Origin of the sequence: Butyricicoccus sp. AM78-15b2TA, assembly GCF_027665985.1 — a bacterium.
Taxonomy (GTDB): domain Bacteria; phylum Bacillota; class Clostridia; order Oscillospirales; family Butyricicoccaceae; genus Agathobaculum; species Agathobaculum butyriciproducens.
Genome location: NZ_JAQEHY010000003.1, coordinates 106,464 through 120,984 on the forward strand (window position 1 = coordinate 106,464; position 14,521 = coordinate 120,984).

Here is a 14,521-nt window from a genome sequence, read left to right on the forward strand (position 1 = left end):
ATTATACCGATTTCCCACGAATATATTGTGCATTTTGACTAATCATGTATTTTTAGCCAAAACTCAAACGTTTGCGTAAAATCTATCTTTTTAATTTATCAGAAATTTTGTCCGAATTTTATTTTATCTTTTCTCGTTTTTCTCGATTTTTATGGCATTTTGGGCGTAAATACGTTTCATGCCTGTCAGCTTTCATTCTATTAGGCGTAATGCACAAATTCCTGCAAAAGAAAATCGACGGTCTGAGGCAGACCGCCGATAGAAGCGAATGAATTGCTGGAAACCACGACGCTGATCGCAGGGATGCCGTCGTAGCTGGTCTCGTAGAGCTTGACCGAATACGGATACGTCGAGGACGAGGTGAACGAGCCGCCGGTGAACTGGTAGAAGGTGTTTTCACCCAGTGCGGCGTAGTAGTGGAGCAGAATCTTGTCGCCAGCTTCTACCTCTTCCCTGTCGTAGTAGTAGGTGGTCGTGGTGCCCTCCCGGATGGTGCCGAGCAGCGTGACACCGGTCACCGTGCCGAAATCCGGCACCGGATAGTGCTTGCTGTAGCAGCGCGATGCATCCGGCTTGTGGTTGCGGTTATACTCGCCGGGAGAGTACGCCGTGCCGTCTCCGATCAGGCTGTTCAGATAGCGGATCGGCACTGAGTAAGACGGTACGCCGCCGGAATGGCTGCTGACCGTAATGCCGACAACCTTGCCCTCATCGTTGATGAGCGCACCGCCGGAGTTGCCGCTGATGACCTGCGCCGTGCTTTCGATCATCGGTGCAAGGTAATCGTCGTTTTCCGGGTCGGTCACCTTGCCGGTCGTAACCGTTGCGGCGCCGCCGCCCGGGTAACCGAGCGCGTAGACCGTGTCGCCTTCCTCGACCTCAGTGGTAACACCGAGGTACGGCAGCGTGCTGCCGACGACTCGGATATGCGCGATGTCCGCGTCCGCGTCAAAGCTGTAGATCGTGACTTCCCGCTTGGTGCCGTCGTACATCTCAGCCACAAGGCGGTAAACGCCGTTGACAAGGTGTCCGCAGGTTACAGCATCGCCGCGTGCGCTGAGCACAACGCCGCTGCCGATGCCGAGGATATTGTTCTTGTAATCGTAGGCGTACAGCTTGAAAATCGCCGGTACACAGGCGCTGAACACCTCGTCCGCCGTCATGCCGACATGTGCTTCGATGGTGAAGCTCTGCCGCAGATCCGGCTTTGCCATACGGGTGACGATAGCCGCAACCTCGCTGCGGCGAATGTTGGTGTTCGGCTTGAAATCATGCGCGTTGTTGCTGCCCGTGAGCACGCCCGCCCGGTACAGACGGTACACATCAGCGGCATAGCCTGCCGACATGTCCACATCCGCAATCGCACCGTCCGCAATGTCGTTGATCGCGGTCAGAGCGTCCTCCGGCAGCGCGTTTGCAAAGATGGACGCAAACTGTGCCCGGGTCGCCGGCTGATCGTAATCCGCATAAGTCGTGTTAATAATACCATTTTCCAGCGCATACGTCACATACGGCTGATACCACGGACGAACTTTGTCAAAATCCGCACTGCCGCTGACATAGGTGCTGTGCAGACACGCCGCCAGCTTGATCGCCTGTGCGATCGTCAGGTTGCTGTTCGGCTTGAACTGGGTGGCGTTTACGCCGTCCACCAGCTTGTATTCATACGCCGCCTGAACATTCTGTGCGTACCACTCGGTTGAGGGCACGTCGGTGAACTGTCCGGCAGGATACGTTGTTTTCGAGGTAAAGTTTTCATAGCCCGCAAAAGCCGCAGGCAGCATGCCGACCATCAGCGCAGCCGCTGTGATCAGACTGAGCAATCGTTTTTTCACGAATTGCATTCCTCCCTTTTGAGGCGTGGGTTTGTGGATTGGGATACAGGGCCGCAGAGCGACCCTGTACTTCTTTTCTTGATAATACACCAAAACCGTGAGGAATTGGTGAATTTTCTGTGAAATCAGTTCTCGTAAGCGGCTACGATCTCGCCGATATACATGGTGTGGTAGTCGTGATCGCCGTACCACTTGTCCTGCACTTCCTGAGCCATGTCGTCCGGTGCGATGTCGGTCACACCGCGCTTGCGGCAGATGAGTACCAGCTCGGCCTCCTCGAAGGTCGGCTGACCCTCTACGAATACCGGCGTCAGGCCGCTCTCGTGCATCTTATCCATGTCACGGCCGGACTTGGAGCCGAGGGTATTCAGTGCCTGACGGTTGCCGTCCTTGAGCACGGTCAGGGTGAAGTACTCGCCTGCGTCTACAAACTCCTTGGTGAAGCGGCTCTTGCGGATATAGCAGGTCGCACTCGGCTTGCCCCACATAACGCCTACGGCGCCCCAGCTTGCAGTCATGGTGTTCCACTTGTCCCCGGTGCCTGCGGAAATCAGCATCCACTTCTGACCGATCAGTTCGAACGGATTGAAAGACTTTTCGGCAATGTTGATCTTCTTCATGATATGTTACCTCCTGAGAGAATTGTTTAGCAAATTGAGAATTGAAAATGGAGAATGGAGAATTATGGGACGGCACAAAGATAGCGTTCATTTTCCATTACTGCTGCTTGTCGAGCGGCATTGTGCGGCGCAGTTTCATCTCCTGCCAGTCCTCACGCGAGATGAGGATCTGGCGCGGCTTGGAGCCTTCGGACGGGCCGATGATACCGCGGTCCTCGATCTGGTCGATGATACGCGCGGCACGCGAATAGCCCAGCTTCAGACGGCGCTGCAGCATGGATGTGGATGCCTGACGGCAGTCCATGATGACCTCAATGGCTTCCTCGATGAGTTCATCCTCATCGTCGCCCAAATCGCTCGTGCCGCTGCTGCCGCCGCCCTTGTTATTGCCCACCTGCTCGGCCTGCTGCTCGATGTGCTCAAGGATTTCCTCGCTGTACTCGGCGGTGCTGGTCTCCTTGATGCGGGCAATAACAGCTTCGATCTCCTCGTTGGAGATGAAGCAGCCCTGCACACGGGTCGGCTTGCCCTCACCGAGCGGCGCATACAGCATATCACCCTTGCCGATCAGCTTTTCTGCGCCGGTCGTGTCCAGAATGATACGCGACTCGATCTGGCTGGCTACCGCAAACGCGATACGCGACGGGATATTTGCCTTCATAATACCGGTGATAACGTCAGCCGACGGACGCTGCGTTGCTACAACAAGGTGCATGCCTGCGGCTCGTGCCTTCTGCGCGATACGGCAGATGGAGTTCTCGACTTCCTTGGCAGCGACCATCATCAGGTCGGCCAGCTCATCGATAACGATGACGATCTGCGGCAGCACCTGATACTGCTCAGGATGACCGTCCTCGGTCTGCTCTGCTTTGGCCTTTTCGGAACGCATGAGGTCGTTATAGCCGACCAGATTGCGCACCTGATGGTCCGCGAACAGCTTGTAGCGGCGTTCCATCTCACCGACCGCCCAGTTAAGCGCACCGGCGGCCTTTTTCGGGTCGGTAACGACCGGAATCAGCAGGTGCGGAATGCCGTTGTAGTTGCCCAGCTCGACCATCTTCGGGTCCACCATGATGAGGCGGACCTCCTCCGGCGTGGACTTGTACAGCAGCGAAATCAGCATGGAGTTGATGCACACCGACTTACCGGAGCCGGTGGTGCCGGCAATCAGCATGTGCGGCATCTTGGCAATGTCACCGATGACCGGCTTGCCGGTGATGTCCTTGCCAACGGCAAAGGACAGGCGGCTTTTCGCATTCGCGAACGCCGGAGAGCCGATACACTCGCGGATAAAGACGGTATTGACCGTCTTGTTCGGCACCTCGATGCCGACCGCGACCTTATCCGGGATAGGCGCGATACGCACGTTCGCCGCGCCGAGCGACAGCGCAATGTCGTCCGACAGGGCGGTGATGCGCGAGATCTTGATGCCGCGCGGGATGGTCAGCTCGAACCGGGTGACGGACGGGCCGCGCACGATGCCGATGATCTGCGCCTCGATGTTGAACGAGTCGAGCGTATCGAGCAGGCACGCCGAGCTTTCGCGCAGCTCGGCTTCTGCGCCCGCGACAGAGGCGTGCTTGCCCTGTGTCAGCAGGTCGATCGGCGGGTAGTCGTAGACCGGCATGGGCGCTTTCTGGCTCTCGTCGATGGCAATATTCATGGCTTCCTGCTCGGTCTCCGAGATGTTCTCGGTCTTTTTCGACTTGGATGCCGGTGCAGGAGCCGCCTCATGCTCGGGCTCCGGCTCGGAAACATGCGCCGATTCTTCCTCCGGCTGCTTGTTTTCGACCAGATCCATAATGCTTCCGGCCTTTTTCTTTACGTTATCGCGCAGTGAACGCAGATATTCGTCCGGTGCGATGGCCTTGCCGTGGCGCTTGTTCGGGTCGATCAGTTCCTCGCCCGGCTTATCCTCTCCGGGCGGGTCAGTGTCGATCGGGATGTCAAAGTCGGATTTACGGTGTGCGCGGCGTTCCTCTCGGCGCTGTGCATGCGCAGCTGCCGCCTCGTGGATGTTCGGCAGCTGTAGAGGTGCTTCGTAGCGCTCGCGTTCCTCCTCGTCCTCGTATTCGTACTCCGGCGGACGAACCATGTCGTACAGCGCCTGCGGCGTGATGCGACAGGCCACCAGCAAAGTCACGATGAACAGCACCAGCAGGATGAGCAGTGCGCCGATGGACGAGAGCGCCCACTCGAGCAGGATGTACAGACCGCCGCCCAGCAGACCGCCGGACGAGCCTTCCATACCGGTAGAGAGCAGACCGCTGAGCGTGCTCATGGACAGGTCGTACTCATTTGCACACGAAAAGGCGTGAATGATACTGCCGATCAGCAGCGGCATGAGCGCGATACACGTTCCGCGCAGACGCACAGGACCCTTGGGACGCGCAAACAGCAGCACGGCGATGCCGATCAGCGCAAACGGCATGACATACGCGCCCTTGCCGATGAGCGCACCGATGCCGCGGTGCAGCCACTTGAGCAGCACGCCGTCGATCGGCAGGATCGACAGCAGGCACAGCAGACCGACAATGCCCCAGATTGCGCCCCAGACCGGACGGGACAGGATCGGACCGAGTTCCTCCGGCTGCGGCTGCGCCGCACGCTTGCCCTTGGGCGCGCTTTTCGTCGATTTTTTAGTTGTGGTTTTCCTTGCAGCCAAAACTTCTATCCTTCAACTTTCTTTGTGATTCAATCTGACGGCGTTCTGCGCCGTTTTTCCGCTTTCTGCGGATACTCTGCAAGTATATTATAGCATAGAAATCCGATTTTTACCACTGTTTTTCCGGAAAACAGCGGCCGTCTGCTCGTTTAGCCGTTCTCCGCGATGATGCGGTCGATGGCGGCTGCTACGCCGTCCTGGGCGTTGGTGAGCGTCTCGCGCAGGCACAGATTTTTGACGGCTGCGCTTGCGTTTCCCATCGCAATCGGGAGGGCCACGGCGTTCAGCATTTCAAGGTCGTTTTCGCTGTCACCGATGGCGGCGGCGTGGTCGAGGTCGGTGCCCAGCTCGCGGCACAGCATGCCGAGAGCAACGCCCTTGTCTGCGGCCGGCGTGATGACCTCGAGGTTATCGGTCGCGCTACTCATCACGCGGATACCCGGAATCTGTTCCAGCTGTGCACGGGCGCGCACGAGCATGACCGGGTCCTGGCTGCGGATGAACATTTTATCGACCGAAATGTGGTTTGTGGCAATATATTCCGCAACAGACGGCACAACTTTTTTCGCGCTTAAATAACCTTCATTCGACTTATACTTGCCAAATTCGATATCATCATACGGAGTAATGAGCAACGTCTCCCCTACATACACCATCGTGATCATGCCGATGCGCTCCACCACAGCAGACGCACGCACAGCAGCTTCCCACGGCATGGACATACGCATGGTGCAGCGCTCCTGCGACACGCTCGACAGCGTAGCGCCGCCCGAGGTGACCATCTGGTCATCCGTACCGAGCATGAGCGCGAAGTCGCGTGCCTCTCCGCAGATTCGTCCGGTGGAGACCACAACATGAATGCCGCTCTCGCGGGCACGGCGCACGGCATCAGCGGTCGCCGGAGAGACCTGATTCTGCGGATTGAGCGCGGTTCCGTCTAAATCGAGCGCGATAAGGTCGATTTTTTTCATCTTCTTTCCTCCTGATACTGGCGCTGCTGCGCCGCATATTTCCCATCTTATTCAGCATACCGCAGCTGAGCAAAAATTGCAAGTAAATAAAAAATCGAACATTTGTTCTTGACAAATTCGGATTTTGCTCCTATTCTATGGCTCATCGAAAGGAGGTGAGGCCATGTGCAGCGAAAACGAAAAGCCGGATCGGCTAATCCGCATGCTGTACGACATCGCGGACGATGCGGAAGCACCGGCGAACAGCCGGCTCAGCGCGATCAAGGAAATTCTCGACCGGACGGTCGGCAAAGGCGTAATGCTGGGCGGCGAGCAGACCGAAGTCCAGCCGGTGGAGATCGTGTTTCGGATCGTAGACGATACGAATTCCCCGTAACACGGCGGCAGGCAGCGTTCATGCAGTCGGATACGCTCGAAACCCTGTTCGGCGGCGCGGCAGGCGGCGGCAAAAGCCATGGTCAGCTGCTCGATGCTTTGCGGTTTGCGGTGTGCTATCCGGGTTCACGGCAGCTCATGCTGCGAAGGACCATGCCGGAGCTGGAGCGCTCGCTTGTACCGGCGGCTTTGCGGCTGTATCCGCAGTGCATTGCAAAGTACAAGGTGAGTGAGCACCGGTGGGATTTTGCAAACGGTTCGGCGCTGGAATTCGGGTACTGCGACGCGGAAAGCGATGTGACCAAGTACCAGAGCGCGGAATACGATGTCATCCGGTTCGATGAGCTGACACATTTCACCGAAAGCCAGTTCACCTATCTGCTGTCGCGTATCCGCGGCACGAATGGATTCCCCAAGCAGGTCAAGGCGACGACCAATCCCGGCGGTGTCGGTCACCAGTGGGTCAAGAGCCGTTTTATCGACTCCATGCCGCCGGACACCGTGCGCGAGTTCGACGGCGGCACGCGGCTGTTTCTGCCCGCAAGACTGGGTGACAACCCGTTTCTCCGCAAGGCGGATGCAGGCTACGAGAAGCGGTTGAAGCTGCTCTCTCCCACCGACCGGAAAGCACTGCTCGACGGCGTGTGGGAACTGAACGAGGGACAGTATTTCAGCGAATTTTCGCGCGACCTGCATGTTGTAAAGCCGTATGCCATCCCGCATGACTGGCGGCGCTGCCTGACCATTGACTACGGTCTGGACATGCTGGCAGCGCTATGGATTGCGCAAAGTCCGGACGGACACAGCGTGGTCTACCGCGAACTCTACCGTCCGGGACTCATCATTTCGGATGCAGCGGCGCAGATGCTTGCCTGTGAGACGGCTGGAGAACGCATTGACTGCCGTCTCGCGCCGCCCGATTTGTGGAACCGACGGCAGGAAACCGGCAGAAGCGCGGTAGAGCTGTTCGCGGACAGCGGACTGGATTTTGTCAAAAGCAGCAATGAACGCGTTGCCGGATGGCTGGCGCTGCACGAGCTGCTCATGCCGCGCAAGGATACGGACGGCGCCGTTCGTCCCAGACTGACGATTTTCGACACCTGCCGCAATCTGATCCGCACGCTGCCTGCGCTGCAGCACGACAAACGCAATCCGTCCGACACAGCGAACACGCCGCACGAGCTGACCCATGCGCCGGATGCGCTCCGCGGGTACGCCGCGACCGTGTACGAACCGGTTAAGGCAGTCCCTCAGTCAGCGTATGACTGCGAGGTAGGCGAATTTCTCAGGTTTTAGCACAGCAAAGGAGGATTTGATGGAAATTTTATGTTACACGCTGTCTGCGGCGATACTGGTCCTGACCGGTGCAATCATCTCCGGCGGTGTGGTTCTGCCGCGGCGTTTGCCGAAGGAGCACACGGCAGAATCTACGCCGGAGGATACGCTCAGCCGCGATCTGGCGGCGCTGATGAACTACGGACGAGAGGAGGACAACGATGAAATTTGATCCGTCACCGACGGCAATCTGGAAGAAATATGAGCGCGACCGCGACTACAAGCGCTCGATCGGTTTATACGACCGTGTTCGGCGCAACGAGGCGTTTTACCTCGGCAGGCAGTGGGAGGGACTGCGCGTGCAGTCCCTCGACCCGCTGATCTTCAACGTGCTGCGGCGCTGTGTCAACCTGTTTGTGGCCATGCTGGTCTCCGACGATGTGGCGGTACGCGCCCAGCCGTTTGACATGGATGAGGACGGGCGGCAGACCGCGCATGTGCTCGAACGCGCGTTTGCATCCGCGATCGAGCGTTCGGGTGTCAAGGCACTCGGTCGCCCGCTGCTGAAAAACGCCTGTGTGGACGGCGATGCTTGCTTCTACATGCACTTTGATCCGGCGCTTGAGACCGGTCAGGCGGTCAAGGGCGATATTGCGGTGGAGTTGATTGATTCCACGAACATCTGCTTCGGCAACGCCGCCTGCGATGAGGTACAGCGCCAGCCGTACATTATCATTGCCATGCGGCGCGACGCGGACGAGGTGCGCCGCGAAGCGCGTGCCAACGGCATCTCCGCGAGTGACGCGGAAGCCATTCGGCCGGATGATGTGGGCGAGTACCACCGTTACCGTACCTCGAGCGACAGCGAGCGCGTGACCGTACTGCTGCACATGCGCAGGACCGAGAACGGCATTGCCTTCTGCAAGACCACGCGGAATGCCGTTGTCATGCCCGAAAAGGTGCTTCCCTATCGGCTGTATCCGGTGACGCATCTGTGTTGGAATCGCGTGCGCGGCTCGTGCCACGGCGAAAGTCCGCTGACCGAGGCCATTCCGAACCAGATCGCCATCAACAAGCTATACTCGATGTACGTCCAGTGCATCAAGCAGGTGGCGTTCCCTAAGATCGTGTACGACATGACGCGGTTCCCGAACGGCTGGTCGAACGACGTCGGCAAGGCAATCGGCATGCGCGGCAACCCGAATGAAGCGATCGCTGCCGCATTCCGCGCACCGGATATCTCGGCACAGGTGCTGCAGCTGCTCAAGCAAATGATGACCGATACCGCGGAACTCATGGGCGCAAGCGAAGCCGCACTCGGCACGGTCAATCCGGACAACACCTCGGCAATTATCGCGGTGCAGAACGCAACGGCGGCTCCGCTCGAGCTGACAAAAATGGAGTTCTACCGCTTCACTGAGGACTGGGCGCGCGTGTTTCTCGATCTGATGGGCGCTCACTACGGTGTGCGCACGCTCGTTCTGCCGAACGAGGACGGCGGCGAACTCGAAAAATGCACGTTCGACTTCTCCGCACTCGCCGGACAGGACATGCGCCTGCAGGTGGATGTCGGCGCGGCAAGCTACTGGTCCGAAACCATGCAGACGATGACAAACGATCATCTGCTGGAGAGCGGTGTTATCTCTGACCCGCTCGTATATCTGGAAAACGTACCGGATTATCAGGTACGCGGCAAACACGACCTGCTGCACGCGCTCCGCGTACAGCAACAGCAGCAAAAGGAGGCAAACAGTAATGCAGAAAACAGCAATGAATCCTAATCCCGAGCAGGAAATGGCGGTTAATCCGTTCGCACAGGAGCAGGCGGCAGAAACCCACCCGCAGGAAAATGCACAGACCTATCCAGTCGAGGTGGACGGTGATATCGTCGAACTGACGCTCGAAGAGCTGATTGACGCAGCCGCACAGGGACTTTCCAAGCGCAACGCCTACATCCGCCGCAACCGCGCGGCAAACGCCATGCCGAACGGCCAGATCTACGCCGCATTCGTCGAGGAATATCCCGATGTCCGTCCCGAGGACATTCCGCAGCAGGTATGGGAGTGGGCGCAGCAGGAAGGCTCGCTCGTGTCCGCGTACCGCAAGTGGGAGATTGCCGAGCTGAGAGACGAACTCGCCGCCCTCGAGATGAACCAGAAGAACCGCCGTGCGGCGGTCGGTCCGGCGCAGTCGGACGGGGAACCCACGGGAGCAGATCCGGTCACCCTCGCTTTGCTCGGCAAGTAACACTCTCATCACTTCACGATTTAACATTTATATAGGAGGTAAATTTTTATGGCTATCAATCTCGCAAGCAAGTATTCCGACCAGATTGCGGAGGTATTCACCCGTGCGTCCTTCATCAAGGGCAAGACCGCGGAGACGTATGACCTGACCGGCGTGAAAACGCTCAAGGTTTACACCCCGATCACGGTGGAGGAGGTCGATTACGACCGTGACGGCGGTCTCAAGCGTTACGGCGATGTGACCGAAATGCAGGACGTGGTGCAGGAACTGACCATGACGCAGGACAAGGCGTTTACCCTGACCATCGACAAGGGCAACAACCTCGATCAGAATCTGGTCAAGAACGCCGCCGACATGCTGCGCCTGCAGCTGAATGAGAAGTCCACACCGGCGGCGGACAAGTACGCATTCAAGCGCTTTGTCACCATGGCGGGCAGCATTGTGGAAAGTGCAAAGCCGACCAAGGCGAATATCATCAGCAAGATTGCGGATGCATCGCAGGCGCTCGATGACGCGCTCGTGCCGGACGACAACCGCTATCTGTATCTGACCAGCGAAATGTACAAGCTGGTGTGCACCTCGGACGAGTTTGCAGGCGTAGATGTGCTGGCGCGTCAGTCCATCGCCAAGGGCGTGTGCGGCGAGGTATTCGGCATGAATGTCGTCCGCGTTCCCAAGAGCTATCTGCCGGAGGACGTGTACTTCCTCGTTGCACACAAGGATGCCGTGCTCATGCCGTACAAGATCGCGGATGCCAAGGTGCACGAGGACCCGGTCGGCGTATCCGGTGCGCTGATCGAGGGCCGTCACTACTACGACGCGTATGTGCTCGGCGCAAAGTGCGGCGGCGTATATGCACTGGTCGATGAGGACTGCCGCTCGAGCGCACCGACCATCAGCCAGGGCAAGATCACCGCGTTCGGCAAGGTGCGCTACACCCTGGACGGCTCGGATCCGCGCTACTCGGATTCCGCGAAGGATTATGTTGCCGGCACCGTGCTGACGCCTGAAACCGGCTGCAAGATCCGCGCATACTGCGTGCAGTCCGGCGCGTATCCGTCCGAGGTAGCGGAAGGCTAAATTCAAATAGCAGATAAGAGTTAGGAGTGAGGAGATAGGAGTTTTTCTTCGTTTACTCCTCACTCCTTCTCCTAACTTCTCACTGTATCCAATGAACCCATCACAAAGGAGGTAACCCTATGACCGGAACCGAATGCTTTCGTGCAGCGCTGAATATTTTATCCGAAACGCCGGACAGCGGTGTGTATTACGAGCAGTTTGCGCTCGGTGCGCTCAACCAGCTGTTAGCGAACAGCCTGCGCGAGATGAACGCGGAACGTGCGTCTGACGGCAAAGACGTGCTGCTTGTGCCGCCGCGCATGACGGCGCTGACCGAGGAACTGCCCGCCGGTGACTGGCTGGCGCGCGAATGTTTTCCGTACGGACTGGCGGCGCTGCTTGTCGCGGATGACGACAAGGCCAAGTTCAACTGGGCGGCAACCGAATACAGCGAACGCCTGCTGAGTCACTGTCCCGCGCAGTTTACCGCCGTGCAGGAGATGATTTAATGCGAAGCTACGAATTCCCCTATCCGGAGACCGAGCAGCAGACTGTGGTCAGCCGGTTCGGCGGCATCGACTGCCGCACGCATCCGACCAAGGTTTCCCTCTCCCGCTCGCCGGATATGCAAAACATGATCTGCGACCAGAACGATTTTCTGGTAAAGCGCACCGGATGGCGCACACAGGCGCAGTTTAACGCACCCATCTACGGGTTATTCGCCATGCCGGATGGTGTGGGCTGTGCCGTTCATGCGGGTGCAAAGCTGTATTTCCGGGCGCCGGACGGCACGCAGACCGCGCTGTGCAGCGACATGAACGAGGCGTTTTCCCAGTCGTTTACGATGAAGGGTGTACTCTACCTGATGGACGGCAAAACCTATCGTGCGGTGCGCAAAAGCAGCAAAAACACGGCCTGGGAAGCCGTTTCCGTATCCGTCACAGCCTATGTGCCGACCACGACCATCTCTGCGGCGCCGACCGGCGGCGGCACCAGCTACGAGGCGGTAAATCTCTTGACGCCTAAGCGCATCAACACCTTTATCGGTGACGGCACGGCGACCCAGTTCAAGGTGGACGCGACCGACCTCGACGAGACAGCTGTCACGGCTGAGGTGAACGGCTCGGCGGTTACCGTTTCGGCGGTCAACCGCTCGACCGGTCTGGTGACACTGTCCGCTGCTCCGGCAAACGGAAACGGACTGGCGAATGTGTCCATCTCGTTTGCCAAAACCGTCAGCGGGCATGCGGACAAGATCAACAAATGCCGCTTTGCCGGTCTGTACGGCGGCAAAAACGACACGCGCGTGTTCCTCTCCGGCAACCCGGACGAGCCGGACTGCGACTGGCAGAGCGGCCTATACGACCCGACCTACTTTCCGGACACCGGCTACACTCGCATGGGCACGGACGCATCTGCGATCGTCGGCTATCTCAAGCAGTACGAAAGTCAGGTAGTGGTCAAGTCCGGCGGCGCACAAGAGGCGACCAGCTATCTGCGCACCTACATGATGGCGGATGACGGTTCCGCGCTGTATCCGCTCAAGCAGGGTGCGCAAGGTGAAGGCGCGATTTCGAGCCGCTGCTTCGCCGTGCTGAACGACCTGCCGCTGTATCTCTCGGCAAGAGGTGTGCAGGGCGTGTACGGCACCGCCGTTGCCGAGCAGCGGACGATCCGCTCGGTATCCGATGCCATTGTGCCGAAATTATCGCAGGAGACCGACCTCCAAAGCGCCTGTGCGGTGGTATTCGAGGGCAAATATTATCTGGCAGTAAACGGACACATTTATGTCGCGGACGGCTCTCTGACCGAGGAAAACGGCGATCCGGCGTGGTTTTTCTGGGTCAATGTGCCTGCACAGTGTCTGGCGGTGCTGAACGGTCAGCTGTGGTTCGGCACGGCAGACGGCCGGCTGTGCCGCTTTGCCAAAAGCGAGGAGGAGCACGCCTATCTTGATGACACGGCGGCGATTGCCGCGTACTGGCGCACGCCTACCCTACCCTTATCCGACTGGAGCCGCTTAAAGACCGTGCGGGACGTGATTCCGACGCTCATGCCGCATTCCCGCTCGGGCGCGACCGTGCAGTACGAGAACGAAAACGGTGTCCAGCTTGCGCTTTCCCGCAATATGGACCTGTTTTCCTTCCGCACACTGGATTTTTCGCGGTTCTCCTTCCGGTGTATTCCGGGTGCGGTGACGTACCGTACCCGCTGGAAGCAGCACCGCAGTCCGCTGTTTGCCGTGCGCATCGGCAACGACCGGCCGGATGAGCCGTTTGGTCTGCTCGCGCTCACCATCCGCTGGACACAGGGCCAGACCGTAATTTAGAAAGGAGGATTCCCCTTTGGCAATCATCAAATCAACTTCCGCGCGCCGAACATCAACCGTAAAGTCAGCCGCGTCCAAGTCCGCTTCGTCTAAGACGGCGGCAAGCAAATCGACGTCAAGCACGTCCTCCGGCGCGCTCAATTCCAACGGCTACCGCGACAATTTTGACTACTCGGCGGCAATCGCCGGCACGACTGATTCAGCGAAACGCCAGCAGCTGCTGAGCGAACGCCAGAACAAGATTGACTCGCTCGGTCTCGGCGGCAAGGTTGCGTCCAACGACGCGGTTTCGACATGGAACGGCAGCTACCGTCCGTACTCGGTTTCAAGCACAACAACCGGTGCAAACCGCGTCAGCAGCCTGTATGACGCGGCGGAAAATGCCCGTTTCAAGCGATTTGAAACCGCCCGCAGCCGCATTGCAAAGCAGCTGGAGAGCAATCTCTCGTCCATCGAGAACGACTACACCGCCGGTATGCGTCAGACCGATATCAATGCCCGACAGTCCGCAGTGAATAACGAGGAAAAGCTGGCGGCGCTCGGACTTAACATGGGTGCACGAGGGCAGGCGACCACCAGCGGTATGGCAGAGACCAGCCGTATCGCGGTGGACAACCGGTACCGCAGCGACCTGAATGCGCTCGGCCAGGCGCGTCTGTCCGCGCGTGCGGCGGCGCAGAATGCTGCCGATGAACAGACCGCAGCCGCCGAGAGCAGCTACTATACCGCATCAGAAAATGCAGCGCTTCAGCAGGCACAGGCGGCGCTGAGCCAGTTTAACGCCGACCGCGATTACGGCTTGTCCGTAGCCGGTCTGACCGGCTTCCTGAACGGCACGCCGACGCTGAACTGGCGCAATTATCAGCTGAATGTCAGCAGTGCGGCGGCGAATGCACAGATCCGTGCCTACGAGCAGGCACTTGAGCGCTGGAAAACCAGCGGATACGTTCGTCAGGGTGACGCGGCGATCCTCGGTGTGCCTGCCGGAACGCCGACCGCCGATGTCAGCTATAAGAACGCCACACTTGCGCTGCAGCGATGGAAGAACGGCTACGGCGGTTGATTTTCTCAAGTCGCGTCTATCCGAAAAAATAAATCACCTCTGCACACAAGGTGCAGAGGTGATTTATGATAAAGAAATGAAA

Annotated in this window: 13 protein-coding genes; 9 read left to right on the forward strand and 4 right to left on the reverse strand. The window is 58.5% G+C overall.

The annotated features are described in order from the left end of the window. Positions 1 to 200: 200 nt before the first annotated feature. The 4 genes from PGS25_RS04275 to PGS25_RS04290 all read right to left on the reverse strand — a co-directional run bounded on the left by PGS25_RS04275 (position 201) and on the right by PGS25_RS04290 (position 6,091). A complete protein-coding gene (locus PGS25_RS04275; protein ID WP_270417806.1) occupies positions 201 to 1,835 on the reverse strand; it encodes a trypsin-like peptidase domain-containing protein in 1,635 nt (544 codons plus the stop codon). A 125-nt stretch (positions 1,836 to 1,960) separates the two neighbouring features. After that, a complete protein-coding gene (locus PGS25_RS04280; RefSeq protein ID WP_270417807.1) occupies positions 1,961 to 2,455 on the reverse strand; it encodes a flavin reductase family protein in 495 nt (164 codons plus the stop codon). 97 nt (positions 2,456 to 2,552) lie between these two features. After that, positions 2,553 to 5,120: a DNA translocase FtsK gene (locus tag PGS25_RS04285; RefSeq protein WP_270417808.1), complete on the reverse strand. Its 2,568-nt coding sequence runs from the start codon at positions 5,118 to 5,120 to the stop codon at positions 2,553 to 2,555. Between the two features lie 149 nt (positions 5,121 to 5,269). Continuing rightward, positions 5,270 to 6,091 (reverse strand): Cof-type HAD-IIB family hydrolase, encoded by an 822-nt coding sequence (locus tag PGS25_RS04290; RefSeq protein WP_110435356.1) that lies wholly within the window; start codon positions 6,089 to 6,091, stop codon positions 5,270 to 5,272. 163 nt (positions 6,092 to 6,254) lie between these two features. Between PGS25_RS04290 and PGS25_RS04295 the strand changes: the two genes are divergently transcribed. From PGS25_RS04295 to PGS25_RS04335, 9 genes are all read left to right on the forward strand, one after another. Beyond that, positions 6,255 to 6,467: a hypothetical protein gene (locus PGS25_RS04295; RefSeq protein ID WP_117751064.1), complete on the forward strand. Its 213-nt coding sequence runs from the start codon at positions 6,255 to 6,257 to the stop codon at positions 6,465 to 6,467. A gap of 20 nt (positions 6,468 to 6,487) precedes the next feature. Further along, on the forward strand, positions 6,488 to 7,762 hold the full coding sequence (locus PGS25_RS04300) for a phage terminase large subunit (protein ID WP_270417809.1): 1,275 nt from the start codon (positions 6,488 to 6,490) through the stop codon (positions 7,760 to 7,762). Between the two features lie 19 nt (positions 7,763 to 7,781). Next, the gene (locus tag PGS25_RS04305; RefSeq protein ID WP_117489718.1) at positions 7,782 to 7,973 is read left to right on the forward strand and encodes a hypothetical protein; all 192 of its coding nucleotides are present in this window, start codon (positions 7,782 to 7,784) and stop codon (positions 7,971 to 7,973) included. After that, positions 7,963 to 9,522 (forward strand): portal protein, encoded by a 1,560-nt coding sequence (locus tag PGS25_RS04310; protein ID WP_270417810.1) that lies wholly within the window; start codon positions 7,963 to 7,965, stop codon positions 9,520 to 9,522. The genes PGS25_RS04305 and PGS25_RS04310 overlap by 11 nt, the downstream gene beginning before the upstream one ends. After that, positions 9,497 to 9,988, forward strand: a complete 492-nt coding sequence (locus PGS25_RS04315; protein ID WP_119189197.1) for a hypothetical protein — start codon at positions 9,497 to 9,499, stop codon at positions 9,986 to 9,988. Before PGS25_RS04310 ends, PGS25_RS04315 begins: the two co-directional genes overlap by 26 nt. A 48-nt stretch (positions 9,989 to 10,036) precedes the next feature. Further along, positions 10,037 to 11,068 carry an FN3 associated domain-containing protein gene (locus tag PGS25_RS04320; RefSeq protein WP_117751069.1) on the forward strand — a complete coding sequence of 344 codons (1,032 nt, stop codon included), beginning with the start codon at positions 10,037 to 10,039 and terminating at the stop codon, positions 11,066 to 11,068. 119 nt (positions 11,069 to 11,187) lie between these two features. Next, positions 11,188 to 11,556, forward strand: a complete 369-nt coding sequence (locus PGS25_RS04325) for a hypothetical protein (RefSeq protein ID WP_110435363.1) — start codon at positions 11,188 to 11,190, stop codon at positions 11,554 to 11,556. Further along, complete coding sequence (locus PGS25_RS04330) at positions 11,556 to 13,376, forward strand: hypothetical protein (RefSeq protein WP_270417811.1); 1,821 nt, start codon at positions 11,556 to 11,558, stop codon at positions 13,374 to 13,376. Before PGS25_RS04325 ends, PGS25_RS04330 begins: the two co-directional genes overlap by 1 nt. Positions 13,377 to 13,392: 16 nt before the next feature. Next, the gene (locus PGS25_RS04335) at positions 13,393 to 14,439 is read left to right on the forward strand and encodes a hypothetical protein (RefSeq protein WP_270417812.1); all 1,047 of its coding nucleotides are present in this window, start codon (positions 13,393 to 13,395) and stop codon (positions 14,437 to 14,439) included. Positions 14,440 to 14,521: the final 82 nt, after the last annotated feature.

Coding starts and splice junctions, on each gene's coding strand:
- PGS25_RS04280 (WP_270417807.1), bottom strand. CDS start 2,455: ATGAAGAAGATCAACATTGCCGAAAAGTCTTTCAATCCGTTCGAACTG.
- PGS25_RS04290 (WP_110435356.1), bottom strand. CDS start 6,091: ATGAAAAAAATCGACCTTATCGCGCTCGATTTAGACGGAACCGCGCTC.
- PGS25_RS04295 (WP_117751064.1), top strand. CDS start 6,255: ATGTGCAGCGAAAACGAAAAGCCGGATCGGCTAATCCGCATGCTGTAC.
- PGS25_RS04300 (WP_270417809.1), top strand. CDS start 6,488: ATGCAGTCGGATACGCTCGAAACCCTGTTCGGCGGCGCGGCAGGCGGC.
- PGS25_RS04305 (WP_117489718.1), top strand. CDS start 7,782: ATGGAAATTTTATGTTACACGCTGTCTGCGGCGATACTGGTCCTGACC.
- PGS25_RS04310 (WP_270417810.1), top strand. CDS start 7,963: ATGAAATTTGATCCGTCACCGACGGCAATCTGGAAGAAATATGAGCGC.
- PGS25_RS04315 (WP_119189197.1), top strand. CDS start 9,497: ATGCAGAAAACAGCAATGAATCCTAATCCCGAGCAGGAAATGGCGGTT.
- PGS25_RS04320 (WP_117751069.1), top strand. CDS start 10,037: ATGGCTATCAATCTCGCAAGCAAGTATTCCGACCAGATTGCGGAGGTA.
- PGS25_RS04325 (WP_110435363.1), top strand. CDS start 11,188: ATGACCGGAACCGAATGCTTTCGTGCAGCGCTGAATATTTTATCCGAA.
- PGS25_RS04330 (WP_270417811.1), top strand. CDS start 11,556: ATGCGAAGCTACGAATTCCCCTATCCGGAGACCGAGCAGCAGACTGTG.